The following is a 23,094-nucleotide window of genomic DNA, read 5'->3' as shown; positions in this document are numbered from 1 at the left end:
TTAATGAAGCTCAAAAAGAACGTCATGCAGAGCGCAGCGAAGCATCTTGCGTGCGCAACGCAATCAAACCGTCAGGGTTAGTGGTGGCACGCGAGATGCTTCGCTGCGCTCTGCATGACGTGTTGCTGTTTCATTTAATGGTAAGAACGGCTTTAGCGGCCGGGCTGGCGCCCAGGGCAACGCTGCGGGCGCTGGGCAGCGCGCCGCCTACCCACACCGTGACCGGCCCGGCCGCTGCCACCGACTGCCCCTGGGCATTTACCAGCGCCAGCTGTTCCGGCGAGAGCGTGAAAGTAACGGTGGTGCTGGCTCCCGGGGCCAATTTCACGCGCTGAAAGCCTTTCAGGGCGTACAGCGGCGTCTGGGTGCCCTTGGCCGCAGCGTGTGTCACGTAGAGCTGCACCACTTCCTCGCCTTCCACTTTGCCGCTGTTGGTGACGGTAGCGGTTACGTTGACAGGCTTGTTTTTGGCCACTTTGAGGGTGGCTAGTTTCAGGCTGGGGTAGGTGAATTTGGCGTAGCTGAGGCCGTAGCCGAAAGGATACATGGGCTCGGCGGCGAGGTAGCGGTAGGTGCGGCCGGCCATGTGGTAGTCCTCGTAGGCGGGCAGCTGGTCGAGCGATTTGGGGAAGGTGATGGGCAGCTTGCCCGAGGGCGACACCTTGCCAAACACCACGTCGGCCACGGCGTTGCCGCCTTCCTCGCCGGGGTACCAGGCCAGCACCACGGCATCGCAGAGCTCGTGCACTTCGGCCAGGTTCATCGGACTTCCACCCGTAATGATGGCCACAATGGGCTTGTCGTTTTTCTCGCGCAGCTTTTTCAGGAAGTCAATCTGGTTTTTGGGCAGGTTGTAGTCGAGCCGGTCGCCGAACGTGGGCGAGGCAATGGATTCGCCCTCCTCCCCTTCCAGCAGCCCGGTGATGCCCAGCACCACAAAGGTGGCATCGGAGGCGCGGGAGCTGCTGCTCACCCAGTCGATGCCGTTGGCGTTGGGCCGGTCCAGCAGGGCGCCCTGGCGGTACTGCACCTGGCTGCCGGGCTGCACGCCGCCCACAATGCCTTCGAGGAAGGTTTTCATCTCCGGGTTCACGCCGTAGTAGTTGCCCAGCAGGGCGTCGAGGTTGGTGGCGTTGGGGCCGCACACGAAGTATTTCGGCAGGTCGTTGCGCAGGGGCAGCACGCCGTTGTTCTTCAGCAACACGATGGACTTCTGGGCCGCTTCCCGGGCTAAGGCGCGGTGCGCGGCGCTATTGATGACTTCCGGCCCGAGCTTGTCGTAGGGGCTGCTGCCCTGGGGGTCGAGCAGGCCGAGCTTGAACTTGGTGCGCAGCAAGACGGCCAGCGAGCTATCCATTTTGGCCTCGGTGGTGAGGCCAAGCTTCACGGCCTCGGGCAAGGCGGGGTACACGCTGCCGCAATTCAGGTTGACGCCGCGCTCCAGGGCCAGGGCGGCGGCTTCGGCGGGCGTTTTCACCACCTTGTGGCCCTGGTAGAAATCGACCAGTGCCCAGCAGTCACTCACCACGTGGCCTTTGAAAGCCCATTGTTTGCGCAGCACGTCCTGCAGCAGGTATTGGTTGCCGCAGCAGGGCTCGCCGCTGGTGCGGTTGTAAGCGCACATCACGGCCTCCACCTTGGCATTCACCAGCTGATGAAACGCCGGCAGGTAGGTTTCCCACAAATCCTGGGGCGTGGGCTCGGCGTTGAACTCGTGGCGAAGCTTTTCGGGGCCGCTGTGCACGGCGTAGTGCTTGGCGCAGGCGGCGGTTTTGAGATGGCGCGGGTCGTTGCCCTGCAGGCCCTGCACGAAGGCCACGCCCAGGCGGCCGGTGAGGGTGGGGTCTTCGCCGTAGGTTTCCTGGCCGCGGCCCCAGCGCGGGTCGCGGAAGATGTTGATGTTGGGCGTCCAGAACGTGAGGCCGCTGTATTGCATGCGGTAGCCCTTGGCCACGGCCACGTTGAAGGAGGCGCGGGCTTCGTCCGATATGGCGGTGGCCACGCGCCGGGCCAGGTCGTCGTCGAACGTGGCACCCAGCCCGATGGCCTGCGGGAACACCGTGGCCGCCCCGGCGCGGCCCACGCCGTGCAGGGCTTCGTTCCACCAGTTATAGGCGGGGATGTTCAGCCGCTCGATGGCTTTGCTGTTGTACATCATCTGGTCGGCCTTTTCCTCAATGGTCAGCTTCGAGATGAGGTCGTTGACGCGGGCGTTGAGGGGCTGGGCGGGGTCGCGAAAGATGGGGATGGTTTGGGCGTGGGCGGTTTGGGTAAGCAGAATTAGGGCGAGGAGCCAGGCATAGGGCCTCATCCCCTGCTCCGCTGCTAAGAAGAGGGAAGCCGAGCGAGTTGTAGCGTGGACTCTGCGAGTCCGCGCCGGTGCACACGGCTTCACGATACGCGGACTCGCAGAGTCCACGCTACAACCCACACTGGAACGATTAAAAACCCTGGAGAAGCGCATCAGCAGCAGTCGTAAAAGGGGAAGCCGGCAGGCCTTCCTTGTTGTAGAGATTGGCACCTTCGGGATTATCGGCCCAGGCGTAGCGCACCACGGTGGGGCGGGCCACCTGGTCATTCCACACCACCACCTTATTGCCTTCAATCCGGGCCTGGGCCCACACGAATTTCTTGTCCGGACCGGCGATGGCAAAGCCCTTCAACTCACCCTCACCCTTCGCCACCAAGCCGCCGCCGATACTGCTGAAGCTCAGCGTCGCCTTGTTGCCGGCCGTTTGCATGGCCTGGTAGAGCGGGCCGGACGAGACCAGCTTGCTGTCGCCGTAGGCCACTTTTTGCGCGGCCAGAGCCAGGCGGTGGCCGGGCGTTTGCTTGTCGAGCGGGTGAATGTCGTTCCACTCGCCGGCGTCAATCAGCACGGCCATGCCGGTGTGCGGCAGGGCCAGCCCGCGCCGCTGCACGTCGCGCACCTCAGCCCAGCCGCTTTCTGAGGGCTCCTTGCGTACGGCCATGAAGTTGGGTAGCTGGGCGTAGAGGAACGGCAGGTTAGGCTGCTTGAACTGCTGGCGCCAGTCGAGTATCATACCATTAAACAGCGCCTGATAGTCGCCCGTCCGGCCCGCGTTCGACTCGCCCTGGTACCAGAGCACGCCTTTGATAGCATAGGGCAGCACCGGCGCAATCATGCCATTAAACAAGCCACCGGGCTGGTACTGAAACGTGGTGCTGCCCGGCGTGGGCGGCACCGTCGCACCCAACTGGTACTGCCAAGGGCCGCGCAGGTCCAGCGTCTGGCCGCCGGCGGTGAGTTCGTATTTTTTGTCCTTCGTGAAGCCGCCGCGCCCGCCGTTGCTGATGAGGCGCACCGTGATGACGTTCCGGCCCGGCTTCAATACGTCAGCCCCGAAATCGTACTTGCGGGGCGGGTACTGGTAGCCCGTGGTGCCCACCAGCTTGCCGTTGATGTAAGTCGAGTCGGCATCGACCAGCGTGCCCAGCTCTAGGCGGGCGGGCTTGCTCGTCATACCAGCCGGCACTTCCACTTCCTTACGAAACCACACCACGCCATTCACCAAGCCCAGCTCGCCATCGGCCCAGTAGCCGGGCACCAACATGGTTTTCCAGCCCGTAGCGGCGTAGGTAGGCGCGTACCAGGGCGTCTGGCCCGGGGCCTCGCCCTGGTCAGCCTGGTGCAGCTGGCGGTACCAGCTGCCGATGGCAGCCTGCTCCTTCTGCTTGATGCCGGCCACAGCGGCGCTGTCGCGGTAGGGCGCCGCCTGCTGCTCGTATTTCGGAAACTGCTTCAGCGCGTCGGCGCTCAGCCAGGCTTCGGCTGGCGAGCCGCCGACGGCGTCCTTTATGATGCCCACCGGCACCTGGTATTTGGCGTTGATTTCCCGGGCAAAGAAGTAGGCCACGCCCGAGAACTTCAGCACGGTTTGCGGGTCGGCCGCAATCCAGCTGCCGCCGGTCACGTCGGCCCTGGGCTTGGTGAAGGCGTAGCTCATGGGCACTTCGTATTGCCGGATGCGCGGGTTGGCAGCCTGGGCAATGACGTCGGGGTACTTGTCGCGCAGCCGGCTCATGGGCGTTTCCATGTTCGACTGGCCCGAGCACAGCCACACGTCGCCCACCAGAATATCCTTCACCGTGAGCTGGTTGCTGGCCTTGATGCTCATCTCAAACGGCCCGCCCGGCTTCAGGTGCGGCAGCTGCACGCGCCACTGGCCGTCGGGGCCGGTGGTGGCGCGGTAAGTTTTGCCCAGGAAGCTCACCGCCACAGCCTCGCCGGGCTGGGCCCAACCCCAGATGCGCACGTCGGCATCGCGCTGCAGCACCATGCCGTTGCTCACCAGGCGCGGCAGGCGCACCTGGGCTCTGGCCGGGGCCAGCGTCAGCAGACCGGCGGACAAGGCCAGCGGCACAGCGGCTGATTGAAGCAGATGGGAAAGTGAGCGTCGCATCAGAAAGGAAGCAGGGGAAGTAGTCAGAACGTCATGCCGAGCGTAGCCGGGGCATCTCGCTCGTTTCAGTAAATCAATTGGTTCAACGAAGCACGCGAGATGCCTCGGCTGCGCTCGGCATGACGTTGATAATTAGTAAGTGTAAAGTTTGACGTGCTGGATGCTGTACTCGTCGCCGGGCACGCGCACGTGGCGGCCCTGGTGGTCCTGGTCGCCGTTCATGCGGCGGCCGGGCACCCACTTTCCACCTTCAAAAACGCCTTCGTCCACGCTCAGGTAGCCGGCGCGCTTGCCCGCGGCCGTGGGCTCGGCGGTGAGGACCAGGCCGGTGCCCACCACGTAGAACTCGTCGGGCGCCACGGCCACCACCAGGCCGCCGCCGGGCGTCCAATCGGGCTTTTTCGCGCCCAGCGACCAGCCCAGCGTGTACTCGTGCCGGGCCGTGAAGCGGTAGTCGCCCAGGGTGAAGACGCTGGCCGCCGAGTCCTTTTGCAGCAGGAAACCCTGTACCTGGCCTTTCGGCTGATGCCGGCCCAGCAGTGGGCTCATTTGCTGCAGCAGCTCGTAGGCTTTGCCGATGGGCGCGCCTTTCAGCGTGTCGCTGCCCTCGATGGCAAAGGGCGAAAAAGCCAGGCAGTTGTAGTGCCCGAAGGCGTAAAACGCCTTCGCCGCCACGCCGTCCTCAAAACGGATTTCGGGGATGAACAGCGGGTTGCCGCCGCGGGTATAGAGGTCGCACCAGTGCTTGAAGTCCGGGTTGTAGAAGTCGGGGGCCAGGATGTCGATGGCCGGCGACGCGGCCAGCCACACGTCCATGACGTGCGGCAGCGGCCCGGCGCTGGGGTAGCGGCCCGGCAGCCAGCCCGGCCGGTTGAGGGCGGCGTTGACGTACATGGGCAGCGGGTAGGCGGCTTTGCCGGCGGCGGCGATGGCGTTGGTGTAGGCGGCAAAGTGCCAGGCCATAAAAATCTCGTCGGTGGCCAGGCCCTTGCCGAAAACGTCTTCCCAGGTGCCCTTGGTTTTGGCACCCTGGCGCTGCCAGATGGCCGCAAACTCGGGCTTCAGGGACTTTTTTTCGCGCTGCAAATACGTGAGCAGCGGGGCCGGCACGGGCTGCTTGAACGCCGCGTTGGCGCGGGCGTCGTAGCTGCGGGCGGTGGGCAGCATGCCGATTTCATTCTCGACCTGCACCGTGACGACGGTGTGCTGCTGCCCATCGGCGGCCCGCAGGTGCTGCAGGAGCTGCACGAAGGCTTTTTTATCGGCCTCCAGGTTGCGGGGCTCGAAGGGCGTCATGATTTCCTGCGGCACGCCCTTGTCGTCTTCCACGCGGGGGAAGCGTTTAAGGTCTGTTTTGACCCAGGCCGGGGCGTAGCACGACATGCTGTTTTTCCAGCTGCCGAACCAGAGCAGCACCAGTTTCATCTGGTGCCGGCGGGCGTCGCGCAGCAGGTCGTCCACCAACGTAAAATCAAACTTGCCTTCCTGCGGCTCCATCAGCTCCCAATACACCGGCGCAATCACCGTGTTCAGGTGCAGCGCCTTGAGTTTCGGCCACACGGGCTGCATGTACGCCGTGCTGGAGGCGGCGGAATTACCCAGCTCGCCGCCCAGCACGAAGTAGGGCTTGCCATCGACCAATAATTGGGTGCTCGGGCCGGTTTTCACCAGCCGCGGCAGGCTGCCATCCACGGGCTGCGCCCGGGCCCCAAAGGCCAGCACCAGCAGCAGAAAAAGCAGGATAAGTTTGGGTTGCAAAGAAGGATGGGGTTGGTAAGGCGTGGGAGAAATAAATTAAGAACGTCATGCTGAGCGTAGTCGAAGCATCTGGCTTGCCACCACTCTCCAGAATCGTTTTCACGATTGAGTTACTCCCACACGCGAGATGCTTCGGCTACGCTCAGCATGACGTTCTTTTAATGTGCTATCAAATTCTAATAGCCAGGGTTTTGGGTGATTTTGCCGCTGGTGCGGTCAATCTCCGTCTGCGGAATGGGCCGCAGCACGTGGTAGTCGCGGATATTGGTCGCGGCATTCGAGCCGTAGTTGCCGCCGGCCGTGAAGCCGGTGCCGGATGCGCGGGTCACCAGCGCGGGCGAGTAGGCCGTGTTGCGCACGCGCACCAGCAGCTGGTTGGTGCGCTTCAGGTCGTACCAGCGGGTGAACTCGCCGCACAGCTCGCGGGCGCGCTCGTCCAGAATGAAGTTGAGGTTGACCTGGGCGCTGGTAATTTCCATCTGCGTGGCGCGGCCCGTGGCGGCGGCCCGGCGGCGCACCACGTTGATGTAGTCGCGGGCCTGGTTCACGTTACCCAGGTAGAAATAGGCTTCGGCGGCCACCAGGTAGGTTTCGGCCAGGCGGTACACGATGTTGGGGCGGGTCGAGAAACCGTTCACCGAGGTGCGGGCCCGCGAGTCGAACTTGTTCATCGTGGGGAAGTACTCCGTGGTGTACTGGTTGGGCTGCACCACCACGTAGGAACCACCCGGGCGGGCGTTAATCTGGGCCAGGCGGCCGGCCGAGAGCTGGCGGCCGGGGTACCAGGCGGCGGTGTCGCCCACCACGGCCGTGGTGCGGCCGGCGTTGGCGCCGGGCGAGTTCACGCGGTACACCGTCGTGAACCACTTATTGTAGCGGGTGTCGGTGGTGCGCAGGCTGGCGCCCGACTCCAGCGGGTTGCCGCTGGCATCGTTCAGGATGTAGGCGTTTTCGAGGAAGTACGTGGGCACGTGGCGGGCGAAGGGACGGCCGTTGTTCACATCGCGGGCCATGTTGGGCATCTTGTCGTAGCGGCTGCGGTACTGGAAGCCCAGCACGTTCTCGCCGCCGAAGGTGAAGCCGTCGATGCGGTTGAAGGTGGCGTCGCCGCTGAACTGCGCGTTCATGATGACTTCCTTGCCGTTCTCGTTGCCTTCTTCAAAGATTTTGGCCGGGTCGGTTTCCAGGGCCAGGCCGTAGCGGGTCTGGTTGTCGATGAGCTCCTTGGCGAACTGCGCGGCCAGCGTGTAGTCGGCGGTAGCGCCCGCTGGGATAGCCGTGGCGCGGGTCAGGTACACTTTCGAGAGCAGGTGCAGGGCCGTGGCGCGCGTCACGCGGCCGGGCTGGGCCGGCTTATCGGCAATAGTCGCCAGCGACTCATTCAGGTCCTTGATAATCTGGGTGTATACATCGGCCATGGGCGCCCGCACAATGTCCTTGGTGGGCGAATCCACGAAGTTGAGCATGAGGGGCACATCGCCGAAGTCCTGCACCAGTACGAAGTAGTACTGGGCCCGCAGCAGCTTGGCTTCGGCCAGCAGCTGCGTGAGGCGGGCCGGGGCCATGCCCGTGGCGGCCGGGCCGTACTTCAGCACGCCGTTGGCGTTGTTAATCTGCTGGTAGCACACGGTCCAGATGAAGGAGTGCGAGCCGTCGTTGATGGGCGTCAGGGCCGTGTTGTCGTAGTCGCTCAGGCCGCTGCTGGCCGAGATGCCGGTCGTCCAGAGGTCGGTGCCGGCCTCGGTGGTGAAGGTGCCCGAGTCGTTGCCGTAAATCTGGCGCAGGCCCGAATACACGCCGGTCACGCCGGCCTCCACGCCCTGCGGCGTTTGCAGGAAAGCCGGCGTGAGCACCGACTGCGGAGTTTCGTCCAGGAAGTCTTTGTTGCAGCTCGTGGCCGACAGCAGCACGGCCGTGCTCAGCGTAGCTATTACTATTTTTTTCATATCAAAAGAGCGCCAGGCGCTGGAAAGTTGAAGGGGTGGGAATTGGTTGTCAGTTGTTGGTTGCCAGTTGTCTGTTTTGGTTATCCATCGAAGTCAAGAAACTGACTAGCAACCGACAACCAACAACTGACAACTGACAACTACCTTAAAAGCCCAGGTTGACGCCCACGATGAAGGAGCGCGTGACGGGGTAGTTGCTGCCGCCCTGGAAGCCGATGTTGGCCGCGGCCGTGCCGTTGGTGGTGTCGAAGCGCGACGAGTACGACAGGGCATCGGGGTCGATGGCTTTGTTGCGCTGGAAGTACTTGTCGGCCGCCCAGATGTAGGGGTTCTGCACCTGCACGTAGATGCGGGCCGAGCTCATGAAGGCCGACTTGGCCCAGGCCGCCGGAATGGTGTAGCCCAGGTCGATGCTGCGCACCTTGATGAACGTGCCGCTGTGGTAGCCCAGCGTCGAGCCGTAGGTGGGCCACTCGTTGGGGCGGGTGCTCTGGTCGGGCTGCGGGTACTCGTTGGTGGGGTTAGTGGGCGTCCAGTAGTCGAAGTTCAGCTGGTTGCGGCGGCCGGTGTTGGTGGCGTAGTAGCTGGGGCCGAAGGAGTACGGGTCGACCACGGTAGCGCCCACGCGGGTCAGGGCCACAATGGCCATGTCGAAACCCTTGAAGCGGAAGCGGTTGGTGAGGCCGGCCTCAAACTTGGGCTGGCGCGAGCCCACCACCACCCGGTCGTTGGCGTCGATTTTGTTGTCATTATTCACGTCTTCCACCTTAATCTGGCCGGGCTTCGAGCCGTACTTCTTGGCCACGTCGGCCTCCGAGGTTTGCCAGATGCCCAGCTTGCGGTAGTCGTAAATCACGTACAGCGGCTGGCCGATAAAGCGCTGGTTGCCAATGTCGTCGCGCACGGTGCCGTCGGCGTTGTACAGGTTCAGGTCGAGCACCCGCTCGCGGTTCACGGTGAAGTTCCAGTCGGTGCTCCACTCGAAGCCGCCGGGGTTGGCCGAGCGCACGTTGGCCGTGGTGAGCGAAATCTCCACGCCGCGGTTTTGGGTCTGGCCCGCGTTGCGCACAAAGGAGCCATAGCCGCTGGCCGTGGGCAGGGCGTCGGGCAGCAGCAGGTCGCTGGTGCGCTGCTGGTAGACTTCCACGCTGCCGGTCAGGCGGTTGTCGAAGAAGCCAAAGTCCAGGCCCGCGTTGGCGGTGGTGGTGTATTCCCAGCCCAGGTTGGGGTTCGGGATGTTGCCCGGCACCACGCCCACGGCGCCCGTGCTGCCGTAGTTGTAGGCGCCCTGGCCGATGCCAGTGAGCAGCAGGCCCTGGGTTTGGTAGGGGTTGATGGCGGTGCTGCCCACGCGGCCCAGGCTGGCCCGCAGCTTCAACACGCTCAACCAAGGCGCCCCCTTCAGGAAGTTCTCGTTGGCGATGTTCCAGGCCACGGCGGCCGAGGGAAACTGCTTGTACTTATTGCCCGGCGCCAGGCGCGACGACCCGTCGATGCGCGTGGTGAGCGTGAGCGAGTAGCGGTTATCGAACGAGTAGTTGATGCGGGCCATGTACGACTCCAGCGCCCAGTCAATGGGCTGCCGGTTCGTGTTGTTGACACCGGTGGGCGTGCCGGCGCCCAGGTTGGTGTTGAGCTGGTAGTTGGCCAGCGTGTTTTGCACCGCGCCGCTGAAACCATCGTTGTGGAAGGTCTGCCGGCTGTAGAGGGCCGTCACGTTCAGGTCGTGCTTCTCCGCGATGGTGCGGTTATATGTCAGAATGTTCTCAGCCAGCAGGTTGTAGGCAATAGACGAACCGCTGGCGGCCGAGTTCACGCCGCCGCCCTGCTGCGGGGTGATGGAGCCGTAGAAGCTGTCGTCGGCCTGGGTGCGGCCGTCGAGGCCCACGTTGAGGCGGTAGTCCAGCCCTTTCAGGATGTTCACCTGCCCGTAGAGGCTATTGAAGCTGCGCAGGCGGCGGCGGCGGTCCAGGTGGGCATCTTTCACGTACAGCGTCAGCGGGTTCGAGCCGGCGTTGTCGCCGTTGGGGTAGAGCACCAGCTGGCCATCGGGCCCGTAGGCCGAGGCCAGGGGGCTGGTGGTGATAATCTGGTTGAGCACGTTCACGTTCGGGTCCTTTTCGTCGGTGAAGGTGTTCAGGCTATTCACCCCCACTTTCACCCGGCCGCCGATTTTCTGGTCGAGCGTGCCGCGCACCGAGTAGCGCTCGAAGCGCTGCACCGGCACAATGCCCGTCTCGTCGTAGTAGCCCAGCGAGGCCGAGTACTGCGTCTGGTCGGTGCCGCCGCTCACGCCCAGCGAGTGGTTCTGGATGTGGCCCTTTTGCAGCAGCAGGCTCTGGTAGTCGGTGGTGTTGCCGGCGGCGTAGTTGGCCCGCTCGTCGGTGGTCAGGAACGTGGCCGAGTTGGGGTCGTAGGTGCCGGTAGCCGACGCCGCCCGGTAGGCTTCGAGCTTGTAGTTGTAGTACTGCTGGCCGTTCTGAATGTCGAACTTGCCGTAGGCCTGCTTCATGCCGTAGTAGCCGCTGTAGGTGGCGCGGGCGGCGCCGGCCTTGCCCCGGCGGGTGGTGATGAGGATGACGCCGTTGGCGCCGCGGGCCCCGTAGATGGCCGTCGAAGACGCATCTTTCAGCACTTCCACCGACGTCAGGTCGTCGGGGTTGAGGTCGTTGAGGCTGCCGTCGTAGGGCACGCCGTCCACCACCAGCAGCGGGTCGTTCGAGCCCGAAAGCGAGCGGTTGCCCCGGATGCGGATGGTGGGCGCCTGGCCCGGCGAGGTGCCGTTGCTCGAAATGGTGATGCCGGCCGCGCGGCCCTGCAGGGCCTGGCCCACGTTGGCCACCGGCACGTCGCGCAGGGCCTGCTCATCCACCGACGAGATGGCACCCGTCACCTGGCTTTTCTTCTGCGTGCCGTAGCCCACCACCTGCACCTCGTTCAGGGCTTGGCTTTCGGTGGTCAGGCGGGCATTTACACTGCCCGAGGCGCCAATGGCCACCTCTTTCTTCTCATAACCAATCGAGCTGATAACCAGCGTGCTGCTGCCCTCCGGCACGGTCAGCGAGTACTCGCCCGAAGCGTTGGTAGTGGCCCCGATGGTGGTGCCTTTCACGATGACCGTTACGCCCGGCAAGCCCTCGCCGGTGTCCGACGTGATGGTGCCCGACACCGTGCGCCCGGCCTGCGCCCAGGCCGCCGACGGCAGCAGACTGCCCAGAAGCAAAACTGCCCCCAGGGTTGGCGCCCAGGGCCGCAACGGCCGAGGCGCAATGACAGATAAAGGTGCTCGCATGATAATGAGTGGGTTTTTGTGTGGTGGGTTATTAGAAGTTAGTATCTAGTAGTAAGTAGTAAGATTCCGCAGCCTGACTATCATATAATCGACTATCATCTAACTACTTGCTACCTTTATCTTGCTACTTGAGAATCAAAAGCCGATGGAGTTGCCGCCGTCCACGGGCAGGGAGGCGCCGGTGATGTAGCGGGCCGCATCGGAAGCCAGAAAGACGGCCGCATTGCCGATGTCTTCGGGCTGGCCGAACTTGCCCATGGGCGTGCGGCGCATGGCGCGGTCGCGGCGGTCGGGGTCGGAGTTCATGGCCGTGCGGCTCATGGCGGTTTCGATAAAGCCCGGCGCGATGGCATTCACCCGCACGCCGTGGCCCGAAAACTCCGAGGCCAGCACCTTCACCATGCCCTCCACCGCCGATTTGGAGGCCGCGTAAGCCACCACGCGGTCGATGCCGTAGTAGGCGGCCATCGACGAAATCATCAGGATGCAGCCCTTGCCGCGGGCCACCATGCGGCTGGCGCAGGCCCGGGTGAGGGCAAACACCGAGTGCAGGTTGGTGTGCAGAATGCGGTTGAAATCCTCATCGGTCACTTCCAAGGCCGGTTTTTTGAGGTTGATACCGGCGTTGTTCACCAGAATATCGAGCGGGCCGTGGGTGGCTTCCACCTCGGCCACCATCGCCTCGATGCCGCACAGGTCGGTCACGTCGTTCACCACGTACTGCACCGATTCGCCGAGGTCGGCCACGGCTTCCTGCAGCACCGCCTCGCGCCGCCCCGTGATGACCACCGTGGCCCCGGCTTCGGCCATGCAGCGCGCAATAGCCAGACCGATGCCCGTGCCGCCGCCCGTTATCAGGGCCAGTTTGCCATCGAGGGAAAACACGTCGGCGTGCCGCTGCTGGGCTTCGGTGATAACTGCTTCGGCGTGGCCATTCTGGCCGTTGGAGGAGGATAGGTTTTTCATGGCAACGTCAGTTTTTCAGAGCTGAATTATTTGAGCTGGTAGAGGTCGACCAAGGTCTTGACCTCGGCCAAGGTGCGCGTCGGCGGCGCAAAGGGCACCGGAATCGGTTGTTTGGAATAGGTCTGGAAATAGAGCACGCAGGCATCGCGCCACCACAGGGCCTCCCGCCGCTGGATTTCGAGCCGGGCCGTCACGTCGGCGTGCAGGGCCGCGTCCACGGCCGGCTGCACGCTGGCCCAGCGCTGCTGCATCCACGTCACCGAGTCGGCACCGGTGTAGTAGCGCGTCGCCAGCTCGTTCCAGAGCGTGCGGCCGGTGCGGAGCGGCTGCTGCCAGCCCACGTGGTGGAACCAGAGCAGGTAGTTGAGCGGGCAAGTTTTGGGGTCGCCCCACGCCTGCTGCACGCCCGGCGAATACAGCGCCAGCGCGTTGGAGCCCGTGGCGGTGCGGTTGAAGCCCAGGCCCTCGGCGTCGGCTTTGTGGTAGTACACGGCCGTCCAGTCGGGCCGGCCGGCCTCGGCCAGCCAGGGCTCGGGGCCGTAGTGAATGTTCTGGCCCATGATGTGGTGCAGGCCCAGCGGCGTGGTGTAGCGCACGTAGATGTCGCGCGACTTGTCCATCACGTCCACGATGGTGGCCACGGCCTGGGGCTCGCGGGTCAGCGTCATTTTGGTCCACTCCGTGGCAATGGCTTTGGACGTCAGCGTGTAGTCCCAGGCCAGCCGGCCGAAGGCGTACCAGTTGGCCTGGCCCATGGGGTGGCCGGTCCAGTTGCGGTCGGTGCCGATGTTGGCCACGCCCGCGATGCCGCTGATGCGGTGCTGGTCGAGGCTGCCGTCCACCACTCTCGCCACCGTCGAGCCGGGGCCTTTGGTTTGGGTGTCCGAGTCGAGACACTCTTTGAAAAGCGGCGCCAGGTACACCCAGTGCGTGGCCATGCCCAGGTACTCCTGGGTGAGCTGCACTTCCAGCACCAGCGGCGTTTGGGGCATGGCCCCAAACAGCGGATGGAAGGGCTCGCGGGCCTGGAAATCAATCGGTCCGTTCTTCACCTGCACCAGCACCTTGGGCGAAAACTGCCCATCGAGCGGCTTGAACTCCTCGTAGGCCTGCTTGAACCGGTCGGCGCTGCCGGCCTTGTACACGAAAGCGCGCCACATCACGATGCCGTCGTGCTGGCCCAGGGCCGTGGCCAGCATATTGGCACCCTCGGCGTGGTTGCGGCCGTAGTCCTGCGGGCCGGGCTCGCCTTCGGAGTTGGCCTTCACCAGAAAGCCGCCGAAATCCGGAATCTGCTGGTAAATCTCATCGGCCTTGGCGGCCCACCACTGCTTCACCTGCGCGTCCAGCGGGTCGGCCGTTTTCAGCCCGCCAATCACCTTAGGCGCCGCCCAGAACACCGACAGATACACCCGGATGCCATAGGGCCGCATCACGCCCGCCAGCGCCTTCACCTTCTCAATATATTCCGGTGTGAGGTAGCGCGCGCTGGCATTCACGTTGTTGATGGCCACGCCGTTGAGGCCGATGGAGGCATTGGCGCGGGCATAGTCCGTGTAGCGCGGGTCGAGCCGCTGGGGCAGTTCGTTCCATTTCCAGATGCTGCTGCCCGCATAACCGCGCTCCACCGTGCCGTTGGGGTTGTCCCAATGATTGAGCAGGCGGTACTGAATGCGCGGGCTGCTGCTGATATTCAGGCTCGCGATGGCCTGCCCCGTTTGCATCTGCCGTAGCAACGCAAACACGCCGTAGAGTATTCCCGCTCCGCTCCTACCCGTCACCAGAATGTTGCGGCCTTGCGTAGAAATGCGAAAACCAGCCCGGCTGGCCGAGCTACCGGAAACGTTTGCAGATGCATCAATTAAAAGCAAAATGCCACGCTTGTTACTCTCGGCTTTGGCAAGTAGCGGCACCGGCTGGCCCAACAGGCCCTGCAAGCCGCGTTGCAGCTCGGTCGTCGCCGTTTTCAGCACCGCATCAGAGCCATTGCTGGCAATGAATTGCGCCGCGGACCGGTACTGCGCCCGCTGCCCGGCATCGGCCACGAGGTCATACTTCAGCCACAGCCGATAGCCGTCGTCGGCCACGCAGCGCGGCGCGGCGGCAACGAGCATCAGCAATAATAGAAGTGACCGGAGCAACATGGGTGGGATTTGGGAAGGGGAGAATAATCAGGCGAGTTGCTGGGCGATGGCGTGGCGCGGCCGAGGCGGCGCTTCGGCCGCCAGCCCGCGCCGAATGCCGTATTCCAGCCCGCGCAGCTCGGCCAGTCCGCGCAGGCGGCCGATGGCAGAGTAACCAGGGTAGGTTTTCTTCTTGAGGTCGTCGAGCATCTGGTGGCCGTGGTCTGGGCGCATCGGGATGGCCGTAACGCCTTCGCCGCTGGCGGCGCGGCGCTGCTCTTCCAGCACCAGCTCGCGCACCACGGCGTACATGTCCACGTCGCCGGTCAGGTGGTCGGCTTCGTGGAAATTGCGTGGGTTTTCCTCTCGCTTGGTGGCGCGCAGGTGAATGAAGTGAATGCGTGAGGCAAAGCGCCGGGCAATGGCCGGCAGGTCGTTATCGGCCCTCACGCCCAAAGAGCCGGTGCAGAAGGTCAGGCCGTTGGCCGGCACGTCGCAGGCGGCAAATAGCTGCGCCAAGTCGTCGGCGGTGCTCACCACGCGGGGCAGGCCCAGCAGCGGATACGGCGGGTCGTCGGGGTGAATGCACAGGCCGATGCCCAGCTCCTGCGCCACCGGCGCCACTTGCTGAATGAAATAGTGCAGGTTTTCGCGTAGCGCGTCGGCATCAATGGCCGCGTACTCGTTTAGCAGGCTTTGGAAATTGGCCAGCTCAAATGCTTCCTCCGAACCTGGCAGGCCTAACAGCACGGTGTTGGTGAGGGCGGCTACTTCTTCGGCGCTCATGGCGGCAAACTGCTGGCGGGCGGCTTCTGCTACCGACGCCTCGTAGTCGGCCACAGCGCCAGGGCGCTGCAGGATGCACAGGTCGAACACCGCGAAATCCTGCCACACAAAGCGCAGGGCGCGCGAGCCGTCGGGCATTTCGTAGCTCAGGTTGGTGCGCGACCAGTCCAGCACGGGCATGAAGTTGTAGCACACCGTGCGAATGCCGCAGACCGCCAGGTTGCGCAGCGACTCCTGATAGTTGGCGATGTATTGCTCGCGCGCGGGCCGGCCTTTTTTAATGTCCTCGTGCACCGGCAGACTTTCCACCACGGCCCAGTGCAGCGGCGAATGCGTAGCATTATCAGTTGCAATCAGCTGCTGGCGGGCCTGAATCTCGGCTACGGGCCACACCGCGCCCACCGGCAGCTGGTGCAGGGCCGTAACCACGCCCGTGCAGCCGGCTTGCCGGAGGTCAAACAGCGAAACCGGGTCGTGGGGCCCGAACCAGCGCATGGTGTGCAGCATGGCAATTGACAGGTAAAATGCAATTTGTGTTATACCCAGACAAGACTACCAAACGAAACACCGAAAACGCGGTCGATAGGTCGTTTGGCCGACTTACCATCGAATGTAGAACACAACACCCCGAATTGATTCCGATAAAACAGGCCAAATTTCAATGTTTTCGCACCAAAACTATCGGCATCGTTTCCGGAAACGATGCCGATAGATAAGTTTGCGATTTGCAGGTTGAAATTTTTTTTTCTGACTTATATTTGAGTGAGTACTCACAACGCATAGGGTCAAAACCCGTTTGCAACGCTTAATTCTAACCTAAGTCCTATTCGGTATGGCAACCTGCGTGAAGTGCAAGCTTTCTGATTCGGTTTTGAAAGCGGGTTTTGTGCGGGGCCGGCAGCGCTACCTCTGCAAGTCGTGCGACTACCATTTCACCGAGGAAAAGAAGGGGGCCGCGCCCGACCGCCGCCGCACCCAAACCACCATCGGCGATGTGGCCAAGGCGGTGGGCGTGGCCTCGTCCACGGTGTCGCGGGCGCTGAATGGGCACACCGACATCAGCCCCGTCACTCGCCAAGCCATCCTAGAGGCCGCCCGCCTACTCGACTACCAGCCCAACTTATTGGCCCAGAGCCTAAAGAGCCGCGAAACTCACACCCTGGGCGTGCTGATTCCGGACCTGGAGCGGCCGTTTTTTGCCACGGCCGTGAGCGGCATTCAGGCCGTAGCTACAGAGGCCGGCTACCGGGTAATGATTTGTCAATCAAAGGAATCATACCGCACCGAGGTGAGCAACGTGCAGGCGCTGGTGGCCAGCCAGGTCGATGGCCTGCTCATCTGCCACTCGCGCGAAACCGAAAACTTTGACCACGTGAAGCCCGCCGCCTGCCGGGGCATTCCGGTGGTGCATTTCGACCGCGTGAGCAACGAAGTGGACAGCGCCAAGGTCATTCTCGACGACTGGAACGGTGCTTTCAACGTGACTGAGCACCTTATTCAGCAGGGCGCCCGGCGCATTGCCATCCTGGCCGGGCCCGAGTCGCTGCTCATCAGCCGCAACCGCCTGGCCGGCTACCAGCACGCCCTGAAGCGCTACGGCTTGCCGCTGCGCCCGGAGTACGAGGTGCATATCGAGTTTCGCACCGAAGAAGCCGAAGCCACCCTCGATGCCTGGCTGGCCCTGCCCGAGCCGCCTGATGCCATTTTCGCCATCAATTACACCAATGCATTCGACCTGTTGGTGGCCCTGAAAAAGCGCGGCCTGCGCGTGCCGCGCGACATGGCCGTGGTGGGCTACGGCGACGAGTTCATGGCCGCCATGATTGAGCCCGGCCTCACCACCGTCGACCTCCACCCCTACCGCATCGGCCAGCAGGCGGCCCGCCTTTTCCTGGAGCAGGTGCAGCAGAAGGAGAATTTCCAGCCCCGTACCTTCGTGATTTCGGGCGATTTGATTATCCGGCAGTCTTCGCTCAAGGGCGAGGGGGATTTGTTCCGACTGAGCATATAAGGTATTGTAAGCAAGCAGCTTGTCTCGCGACATTAAGAACCCCATGTCGAGCCTGCCGAGACATCTCGCGTACTGGAGCAATTATTTACTCTGGCACGCGAGATGTCTCGGCAAGCTCGACATGACGTTCTGTTTCCCTTGCTGATTTGAAAAATCAGCCTTTCCATTTTGGAAAAATTTGTCCCCGCTGAGCCGTGCGCTCAACGGGGATTTTTATTTAACTACTTGATTACTAAAATAAACAACAATTTTCACAGAATTATCGACAGCCCGGCATTGGTATTGGCATAAGGTGCAAGTCACCAAACGCACGCTACCATGGCCATTCTCGATAACCTCACCAAAGCCGCCAAAGGCTTCTTCGTTGAAGAAGATGCAACGGCGCCAGCCGCAGCGCCTATGCCCAGGCCGCTCCCGGTGCCGCCCGGCAACGGCGCTGCCCCGCTAGCTGATGCGGGCCAGCTCGTAGCCCAGGCCGAGCAGCGCCACCTCGACCACATTGCCAGCCTACTGGCGGGCGACGGCAAGGATTTCGGCACTTACGCCAAAATGGTGAACAGCATGGCCAGCAGCGGCCTCACCGGCCCACTACTCTACCAAACGGCTTTCAACGCCTTTGCGGCCCTCACTGGCACGAACCAGGCGGCGCTGCTGGCTTCGGCCGAGCAGTTGGCCACCAAGCTGGCCGAAGACCGCGCCCGGGTGTTGCAGCGGCACCGCGAAAAGATGGGCGAAAGCCCTACCGGGCACGGCCCCGACACGAAAGCCGCACCCGGCCCGCTGGCGCTGCTAAAGCAACGCGAAACCCAGCTGCAGGCCGAGGTAGCGGCCCTCACCGAGCAACTCGCCCAGAAAAGCCAGCAACTGCGCGAAATCCAGCAACAGGCGCAGGCCGAAAAGCAGAAAACCCAAGCCGCTCTGGCCTCCTACGAACTGGCCAACGCGGCGGCCGCCGCCGACTTGCAGGCCCACCGCCAGGCCGCTCAAAACTTCCTCAACACTCCCTCTTCCACCACTTCTTCTAACGCCTAACGCCATGAATACCTTGCTCCCAACTACTTCTGATAACGATACCGGTCTCCCCAAGTGGCAGAAGCCGGAGAAAATGGCCGGCCGCGTGGTGCTCCTGGGCCTGGCCGGCGCGGCCGTGTACTACTGGGGCGTGATTCTGCCCTTCCTGGTCGACATGGTGTTCGACACCGTGAAGCTGGGCATTGGGCTGGGGGCGCTGTTCGTACTGTTTTTGCTGGCGACAAATAAGCGCATTCAGTCCGGGCTGTGGTATGCCGGGCAGCGGGTGCTGCGCACGATGGCCGGGATTTTCGTGAACACCGACCCCATCGGCATCATGCAGGACTACATCAAGAACACCGAGCAGGAGGCCCGCAAGATGGACGCCGAAGTAACCAACATCGAGGGCGCGCACGAGCTGGTGAAGCGCAAGCTGGCCGCCAACGATGCGCAGATGAAAGAGTACCTGGCCCTGGCCAGCTCGGCCGCCCGCCAGAACGAGAAGGACATGGCCGAGAGCTACGCCAGCCGCGCCGCCCAGCTCGAAGACTACAACAAGCGCCTGCAGCCCATGGCCACCACCACGGCCAACGTGAGCGTGGTCATGCGCCAGATTCTGAAAGCCGCCCTGCGCCAGATTGACGGCTCCAAGTTCAAGGTCAACCTCTTGAAAGACGAATACGAGTTGGTGAAGCGCACCAGCTCGGGCATGCGGGCCGCGATGAACATCCTGCGCGGCGACCCGGACAAGAAGTACTTCTTCGACCTGGCCACCGACCGCGTGGCCCAGGACATGGCCCAGCAGCTGGGCCAAATCAAGCAGGCCATGCGCTACTCGCAGGAGTTCGTCAAGGAGATGGACATCCAGAACGGCGTCATGTCCGAAAAGGGCCAGGCCCTGCTCAGCAAGTACCAAAACGGCGACTTCAACGCCGTGCTCAACGAGAGGCCGCAAGCCCAACAGTCATTCGCCACCACCAAAAAAGCCTCCGATGATGCCTATTCTAGCCTGCTTGACTAGTTTTTTGCTGGCCTGCGGCCTGGTGGGCCTGCTGGGACATGGCGACGATTCGCTGGTAGAACGTCATGCTGAGCATTCTGCGCATCAAGCAGAGAATCGAAGCATCTCGCGTGCTGAAGTAATCCAACCAGCCCAACGAAGCGGTAGAGCTGCTTCAACTGCGCGCAGCATGACCGTTTCATACCGCCGCTAAAGCTGCTGCCAGCTGCTAATCAACCTTCCAAAAACGAATTCAACACTAACGCCCTAATCGGGCGTTCCACCCCTCTTTTGCCTTTACTGAAATGACAACACGCGGTAAAATCTTAATTGGACTGCTCCTGGTGGGCATCCTCTACTTCGGTATCAACAAGCTGATTGCCAGCAACACGCTCTTTAAGAAGGCCGATACGCAGTCGGTGATGCTCAACTCTATTGAGCTGCCCACCGCCACCGGTGGCAACCGGGCCAACATTGTGGTGCCGCTGGCCCCACTGCCCGGCACTGCTCCGGCCGACAAGGGCACGCCCCTCACCTGGGAGGTGATGGCCTGGAACAGCCAGATGGCCGGCATGCTGGCCAACGGCGGCCCCCGCTCCACGATGGGCTCGGCCGCCGCAGCCAATGGCCTGGATATGCAGATTGTGCGCCAGGACGACGTGAGCAAGATGCAAGCCGACCTGGTGAAAAACGCCCTCGACCTGCAAAGCAACCCCGCCACGCCGGGCCTGATTGTGAGCATCATGGGCGACGGCCTGCCCGGCTTCTCGGCCGTGCAAACGGAGCTGAAAAAGGCCGGCACGCAGCTGCAGATTATCCCCTACTCGGTGGGCAAATCCTTCGGTGAGGACAAGCTGATGGGCCCGAAAGAATGGCTCGACAACCCCAAAACCGCCCTGGGCAAAACCGTGGCCTGCTACCTGCGCGACGGCGACCAGAACATCGCCCTAAAATGGTGCGCCGACAACGGCCTGAAAGTGAACCCCGACGAAACCACCTACGACCCCGAAGCTGTGAACTTCATGGCCGCCAGCGACTTCCTGGTAGCCGCTGAGAAGTACATTCTTGGCAAGCCGGAAGCGCGTACCAAAGTGGTGAATGGCAAAAACACCGGCGTGAAAGTAGATGTGGTGGCCGACGCCGTGGCCACCTGGACGCCCGGCGACGTGAACATCGCCAAGCAGCGCGGCGGCCTCGTTAACATCGTGAGCACGAAGGACTACTCTAACCAGATGCCCAACATCATGGTGACAACCAAGCGCTGGTACGATGCCCACCCCAAAGAAGTAATGGGCCTGATGACGGCCTTCGCCGTGGCCGGCGACCAGGTGAAATCGCACCCCGAAGCCCTGAGCCGCGCCGCCGACATCGAAGCCACCGTGTATGGCGACCAGGACAAGCCAGGTGCCTACTGGCTGAAGTATTACAAAGGCGTGAGCGAGGCCGACCGCAACGGCGAAGTAGTGGAGCTGGGCGGCAGCAAAGCCTTCAATTTCAGCGACAACCTTAGCCTGTTCGGCCTCGATGAAGGCGGCACCAACATCTACGCGGCGGTGTACAAAACCTTCGGCGATGTGCAGAGCAAGCTCTACCCCAAGGAGCTGCCCAGCTACGTGCCGCTCAATGAAATGCTGGACCTGAAGCCGCTGCAACAGCTACAGACTCAGTACAAGGGCAAAGCCTTGGCCCCGGCCGAAACTCAGCAATTTGCCGCCGGCGACGAAATCCGCCAGAGCGTGAGCAAGCGTGCTTGGAACATCGAATTCAATAGCGGCCAGAGCAGCTTCACCCCCGCCGCTGAGCGCGAGCTGAACCAGCTCTTCAACGACCTGGTGGTGGCCGGCCGCCTGAAAGTGGCCGTGCACGGCCACACCGACAACACCGGCGACCCCAGCCGCAACCAGCAACTCTCCGAAGACCGCGCCATGGCCGTGCAGCACTGGCTCGAAACCAAGAGCCACAGCGCCTTTCCCGACGGCCGCATCCAAGTGTACGCCCACGGCGCTACCGAGCCGGTTGCCAGCAACGCCACCCCCGATGGCAAAGCCAAAAACCGCCGCGTGGAGGTAGTGCTGGGTAATTAACATGTAGCGTGGACTCTGCGAGTCCGCGCCACGAGCGCCAGCGAGTATTGTCGTCCGAATTCTACAACTCTTTCCTAAGCACGAGCGCAGCCGACGATACTCGCTGCGCTCGTGACGCGGACTCGCAGAGTCCACGCTACAGCCCATGAAATCCCTGTTCGCCCCCAACGCCCAGCCAGCCCGCCTCGTGTTCACCACGATGGTCATCGGCCAGGCTTCGATTCTGCTGTTGCTGTGGCTGTTTTACCCTATGCAGCTTTTCCCCAGCCTGGGCGAAGTCGTCCGCTCGCTCGGCGACCTCATCACCACGCAGGGCCTCATTCAGGAGCTGTGGGCCAGTATGACCACGGCCATCGAAGCCCTGGCCGTGGCTACGGTGCTGGCGCTGGCCATTTCCTACCTCACGGCGCTGCCCTTCTTCCGGCCCATCGCCTACGCGGCCAGCAAGATGCGCTACCTCACCCTCACCGGCCTGACCTTCTTCATGGCCCTGATGGTGAGCTCCGGTCACCAGGTCAAGCTCTCGGTGCTCATCTTCGGGGCCACCGTGTACCTGGTCACGGGCATGACGAGCGTGATTCTGACCACCACGCAGGAGGAAATGGACCACGCCCGCACGCTGGGCATGAGCGAGTGGCGCAGCTTCTACGAGGTGGTCGTGCTGGGCAAGCTCGACGAAATGCTCGAGGTCGTGCGCCAGAACTTCGCCATCATCTGGACCATGATTACACTCGTGGAAACGCTGTACCAATCGGAAGGCGGCATTGGCCTGTTGCTCTACAAGCAGAACCGGTATCTGCACTTGGATGGGGTGCTGGCCATTCAGCTGGTGATTCTGGCGACCGGGGCGGCGCAGGACTATGTGTTTGTGCTGCTGCGGCGGGTGTTTTTTCCGTACTCGGCACTGGGCGCGGCGTAGCGTGGACTCTGCGAGTCCGCGCCTGGGCGAACGACTTACCGCCCAACGATGCGCGGACTCGCAGAGTCCACGCTACAGTGCCCAATACGTGTAGGGCCACTGTTCCCAATCCTCTACCAACCCTGCTTTCACCGGATTTTCCAGCACGTAAGCCACCACCCGCTCCAACTCTCCTTTTCGCACTAAATGGTCGTAGCTCTCGGCCTGCCAGAAAGCACCATCCCTTTCCAGCAGCTTATTGGCCTGCGTAGCGGTGTAGCTTTTCAGCCGTTGTAAGGTTTTCACCAGCGGCGGCGCTTCTTCCAAAACCCGCACCACCAAATGCACATGGTTCGGCATCAGGCAGTAGCACCGCAGGTCATAGCCTGTACCATCAAAATAGCGCAACGACTCCGCCACCAGTGTTGCAATAGCCGGCTGCCGCAAATACGTCGGGCCGTATGCGCCTTTGTTCAACTGGTCATCGAAACGCCCGAAATACCGTCTCTGTGCCGCGTAGCGTTGCGCGGGCTCTGATTCAAAGCGTTGCTGAGCCAGTTCTAATTCAGCTTGAAGCTGCTCCACCACCGTGCGGGGCAGCGAGCCCGCCAGCCGAAACGTCAGGAAAACCACCTCGCCCGGCGGCAGGCGGTGCGGCAGATTCCGCTCATAGTTTATCAAATCCGACACAGCCGCAATGTAGCGTGGACTCTGCGAGTCCGCGCATCGCCCGCGCAAAACCCCAAGTATCACCCTAGAAAGCGCGGACTCGCAGAGTCCACGCTACAATCCGCC

General features: G+C 62.7%; 14 protein-coding genes. 5 read left to right on the top strand and 9 right to left on the bottom strand.

Annotated features, from left to right (window positions below; genetic code table 11):
* Positions 1-130 precede the first annotated feature (130 nt).
* From Q5H92_RS04370 to uxuA, 8 genes are all read right to left on the bottom strand, one after another.
* Positions 131-2,311 carry a glycoside hydrolase family 3 N-terminal domain-containing protein gene (locus tag Q5H92_RS04370; RefSeq protein ID WP_305010275.1) on the bottom strand — a complete coding sequence of 727 codons (2,181 nt, stop codon included), beginning with the start codon at positions 2,309-2,311 and terminating at the stop codon, positions 131-133.
* 130 nt (positions 2,312-2,441) lie between these two features.
* Positions 2,442-4,385: a sialate O-acetylesterase gene (locus tag Q5H92_RS04365; protein WP_369811114.1), complete on the bottom strand. Its 1,944-nt coding sequence runs from the start codon at positions 4,383-4,385 to the stop codon at positions 2,442-2,444.
* Positions 4,386-4,556: 171 nt separating this feature from the next.
* Positions 4,557-6,182, bottom strand: coding sequence for a GH35 family beta-galactosidase (locus Q5H92_RS04360; protein WP_305010273.1), 1,626 nt, complete (start codon positions 6,180-6,182; stop codon positions 4,557-4,559).
* A gap of 176 nt (positions 6,183-6,358) precedes the next feature.
* On the bottom strand, positions 6,359-8,128 hold the full coding sequence (locus tag Q5H92_RS04355; RefSeq protein WP_305010272.1) for a RagB/SusD family nutrient uptake outer membrane protein: 1,770 nt from the start codon (positions 8,126-8,128) through the stop codon (positions 6,359-6,361).
* A gap of 145 nt (positions 8,129-8,273) precedes the next feature.
* Positions 8,274-11,351 (bottom strand): SusC/RagA family TonB-linked outer membrane protein, encoded by a 3,078-nt coding sequence (locus Q5H92_RS04350; protein ID WP_305010271.1) that lies wholly within the window; start codon positions 11,349-11,351, stop codon positions 8,274-8,276.
* Between the two features lie 204 nt (positions 11,352-11,555).
* Complete coding sequence (locus tag Q5H92_RS04345; protein ID WP_305010270.1) at positions 11,556-12,386, bottom strand: SDR family NAD(P)-dependent oxidoreductase; 831 nt, start codon at positions 12,384-12,386, stop codon at positions 11,556-11,558.
* A 26-nt stretch (positions 12,387-12,412) separates the two neighbouring features.
* Positions 12,413-14,500, bottom strand: coding sequence for an alpha-glucuronidase family glycosyl hydrolase (locus tag Q5H92_RS04340; RefSeq protein WP_305010269.1), 2,088 nt, complete (start codon positions 14,498-14,500; stop codon positions 12,413-12,415).
* A gap of 57 nt (positions 14,501-14,557) precedes the next feature.
* Positions 14,558-15,802, bottom strand: a complete 1,245-nt coding sequence (gene uxuA / locus Q5H92_RS04335; RefSeq protein WP_305010268.1) for a mannonate dehydratase — start codon at positions 15,800-15,802, stop codon at positions 14,558-14,560.
* Between the two features lie 325 nt (positions 15,803-16,127).
* Here uxuA and Q5H92_RS04330 point away from each other — a divergent pair, with 325 nt between their 5' ends.
* The 5 genes from Q5H92_RS04330 (at position 16,128) to Q5H92_RS04310 (ending at position 22,320) form a co-directional block, all read left to right on the top strand.
* Positions 16,128-17,306, top strand: a complete 1,179-nt coding sequence (locus Q5H92_RS04330; RefSeq protein WP_440137017.1) for a LacI family DNA-binding transcriptional regulator — start codon at positions 16,128-16,130, stop codon at positions 17,304-17,306.
* A 318-nt stretch (positions 17,307-17,624) separates the two neighbouring features.
* Positions 17,625-18,338 carry a hypothetical protein gene (locus Q5H92_RS04325; RefSeq protein WP_305010266.1) on the top strand — a complete coding sequence of 238 codons (714 nt, stop codon included), beginning with the start codon at positions 17,625-17,627 and terminating at the stop codon, positions 18,336-18,338.
* Between the two features lie 4 nt (positions 18,339-18,342).
* Positions 18,343-19,338, top strand: a complete 996-nt coding sequence (locus Q5H92_RS04320; protein WP_305010265.1) for a hypothetical protein — start codon at positions 18,343-18,345, stop codon at positions 19,336-19,338.
* Positions 19,339-19,622: 284 nt separating this feature from the next.
* Positions 19,623-21,401, top strand: coding sequence for an OmpA family protein (locus Q5H92_RS04315; RefSeq protein WP_305010264.1), 1,779 nt, complete (start codon positions 19,623-19,625; stop codon positions 21,399-21,401).
* A 145-nt stretch (positions 21,402-21,546) separates the two neighbouring features.
* Positions 21,547-22,320 (top strand): ABC transporter permease, encoded by a 774-nt coding sequence (locus tag Q5H92_RS04310; RefSeq protein WP_305010263.1) that lies wholly within the window; start codon positions 21,547-21,549, stop codon positions 22,318-22,320.
* Between the two features lie 72 nt (positions 22,321-22,392).
* On the opposite strand, the gene Q5H92_RS04305 is transcribed toward Q5H92_RS04310, so the two are convergent.
* Positions 22,393-23,052 (bottom strand): transposase, encoded by a 660-nt coding sequence (locus Q5H92_RS04305; protein WP_305010262.1) that lies wholly within the window; start codon positions 23,050-23,052, stop codon positions 22,393-22,395.
* Positions 23,053-23,094 lie beyond the last annotated feature (42 nt).

This window comes from Hymenobacter mellowenesis (assembly GCF_030581005.1).
Classification (GTDB): domain Bacteria; phylum Bacteroidota; class Bacteroidia; order Cytophagales; family Hymenobacteraceae; genus Hymenobacter; species Hymenobacter mellowenesis.
This window is presented reverse-complemented; position numbering and strand designations above follow the sequence as displayed.

Bases quoted from the DNA above. Each gene is read 5' to 3' on its own strand.
- Q5H92_RS04355 (WP_305010272.1), bottom strand. From the start codon at position 8,128: ATGAAAAAAATAGTAATAGCTACGCTGAGCACGGCCGTGCTGCTGTCG.
- Q5H92_RS04320 (WP_305010265.1), top strand. From the start codon at position 18,343: ATGAATACCTTGCTCCCAACTACTTCTGATAACGATACCGGTCTCCCC.
- Q5H92_RS04340 (WP_305010269.1), bottom strand. From the start codon at position 14,500: ATGCTCGTTGCCGCCGCGCCGCGCTGCGTGGCCGACGACGGCTATCGG.
- Q5H92_RS04315 (WP_305010264.1), top strand. From the start codon at position 19,623: ATGACAACACGCGGTAAAATCTTAATTGGACTGCTCCTGGTGGGCATC.
- Q5H92_RS04310 (WP_305010263.1), top strand. From the start codon at position 21,547: ATGAAATCCCTGTTCGCCCCCAACGCCCAGCCAGCCCGCCTCGTGTTC.
- Q5H92_RS04370 (WP_305010275.1), bottom strand. From the start codon at position 2,311: ATGAGGCCCTATGCCTGGCTCCTCGCCCTAATTCTGCTTACCCAAACC.
- Q5H92_RS04325 (WP_305010266.1), top strand. From the start codon at position 17,625: ATGGCCATTCTCGATAACCTCACCAAAGCCGCCAAAGGCTTCTTCGTT.
- Q5H92_RS04330 (WP_440137017.1), top strand. From the start codon at position 16,128: ATGGCAACCTGCGTGAAGTGCAAGCTTTCTGATTCGGTTTTGAAAGCG.
- uxuA (WP_305010268.1), bottom strand. From the start codon at position 15,802: ATGCTGCACACCATGCGCTGGTTCGGGCCCCACGACCCGGTTTCGCTG.
- Q5H92_RS04345 (WP_305010270.1), bottom strand. From the start codon at position 12,386: ATGAAAAACCTATCCTCCTCCAACGGCCAGAATGGCCACGCCGAAGCA.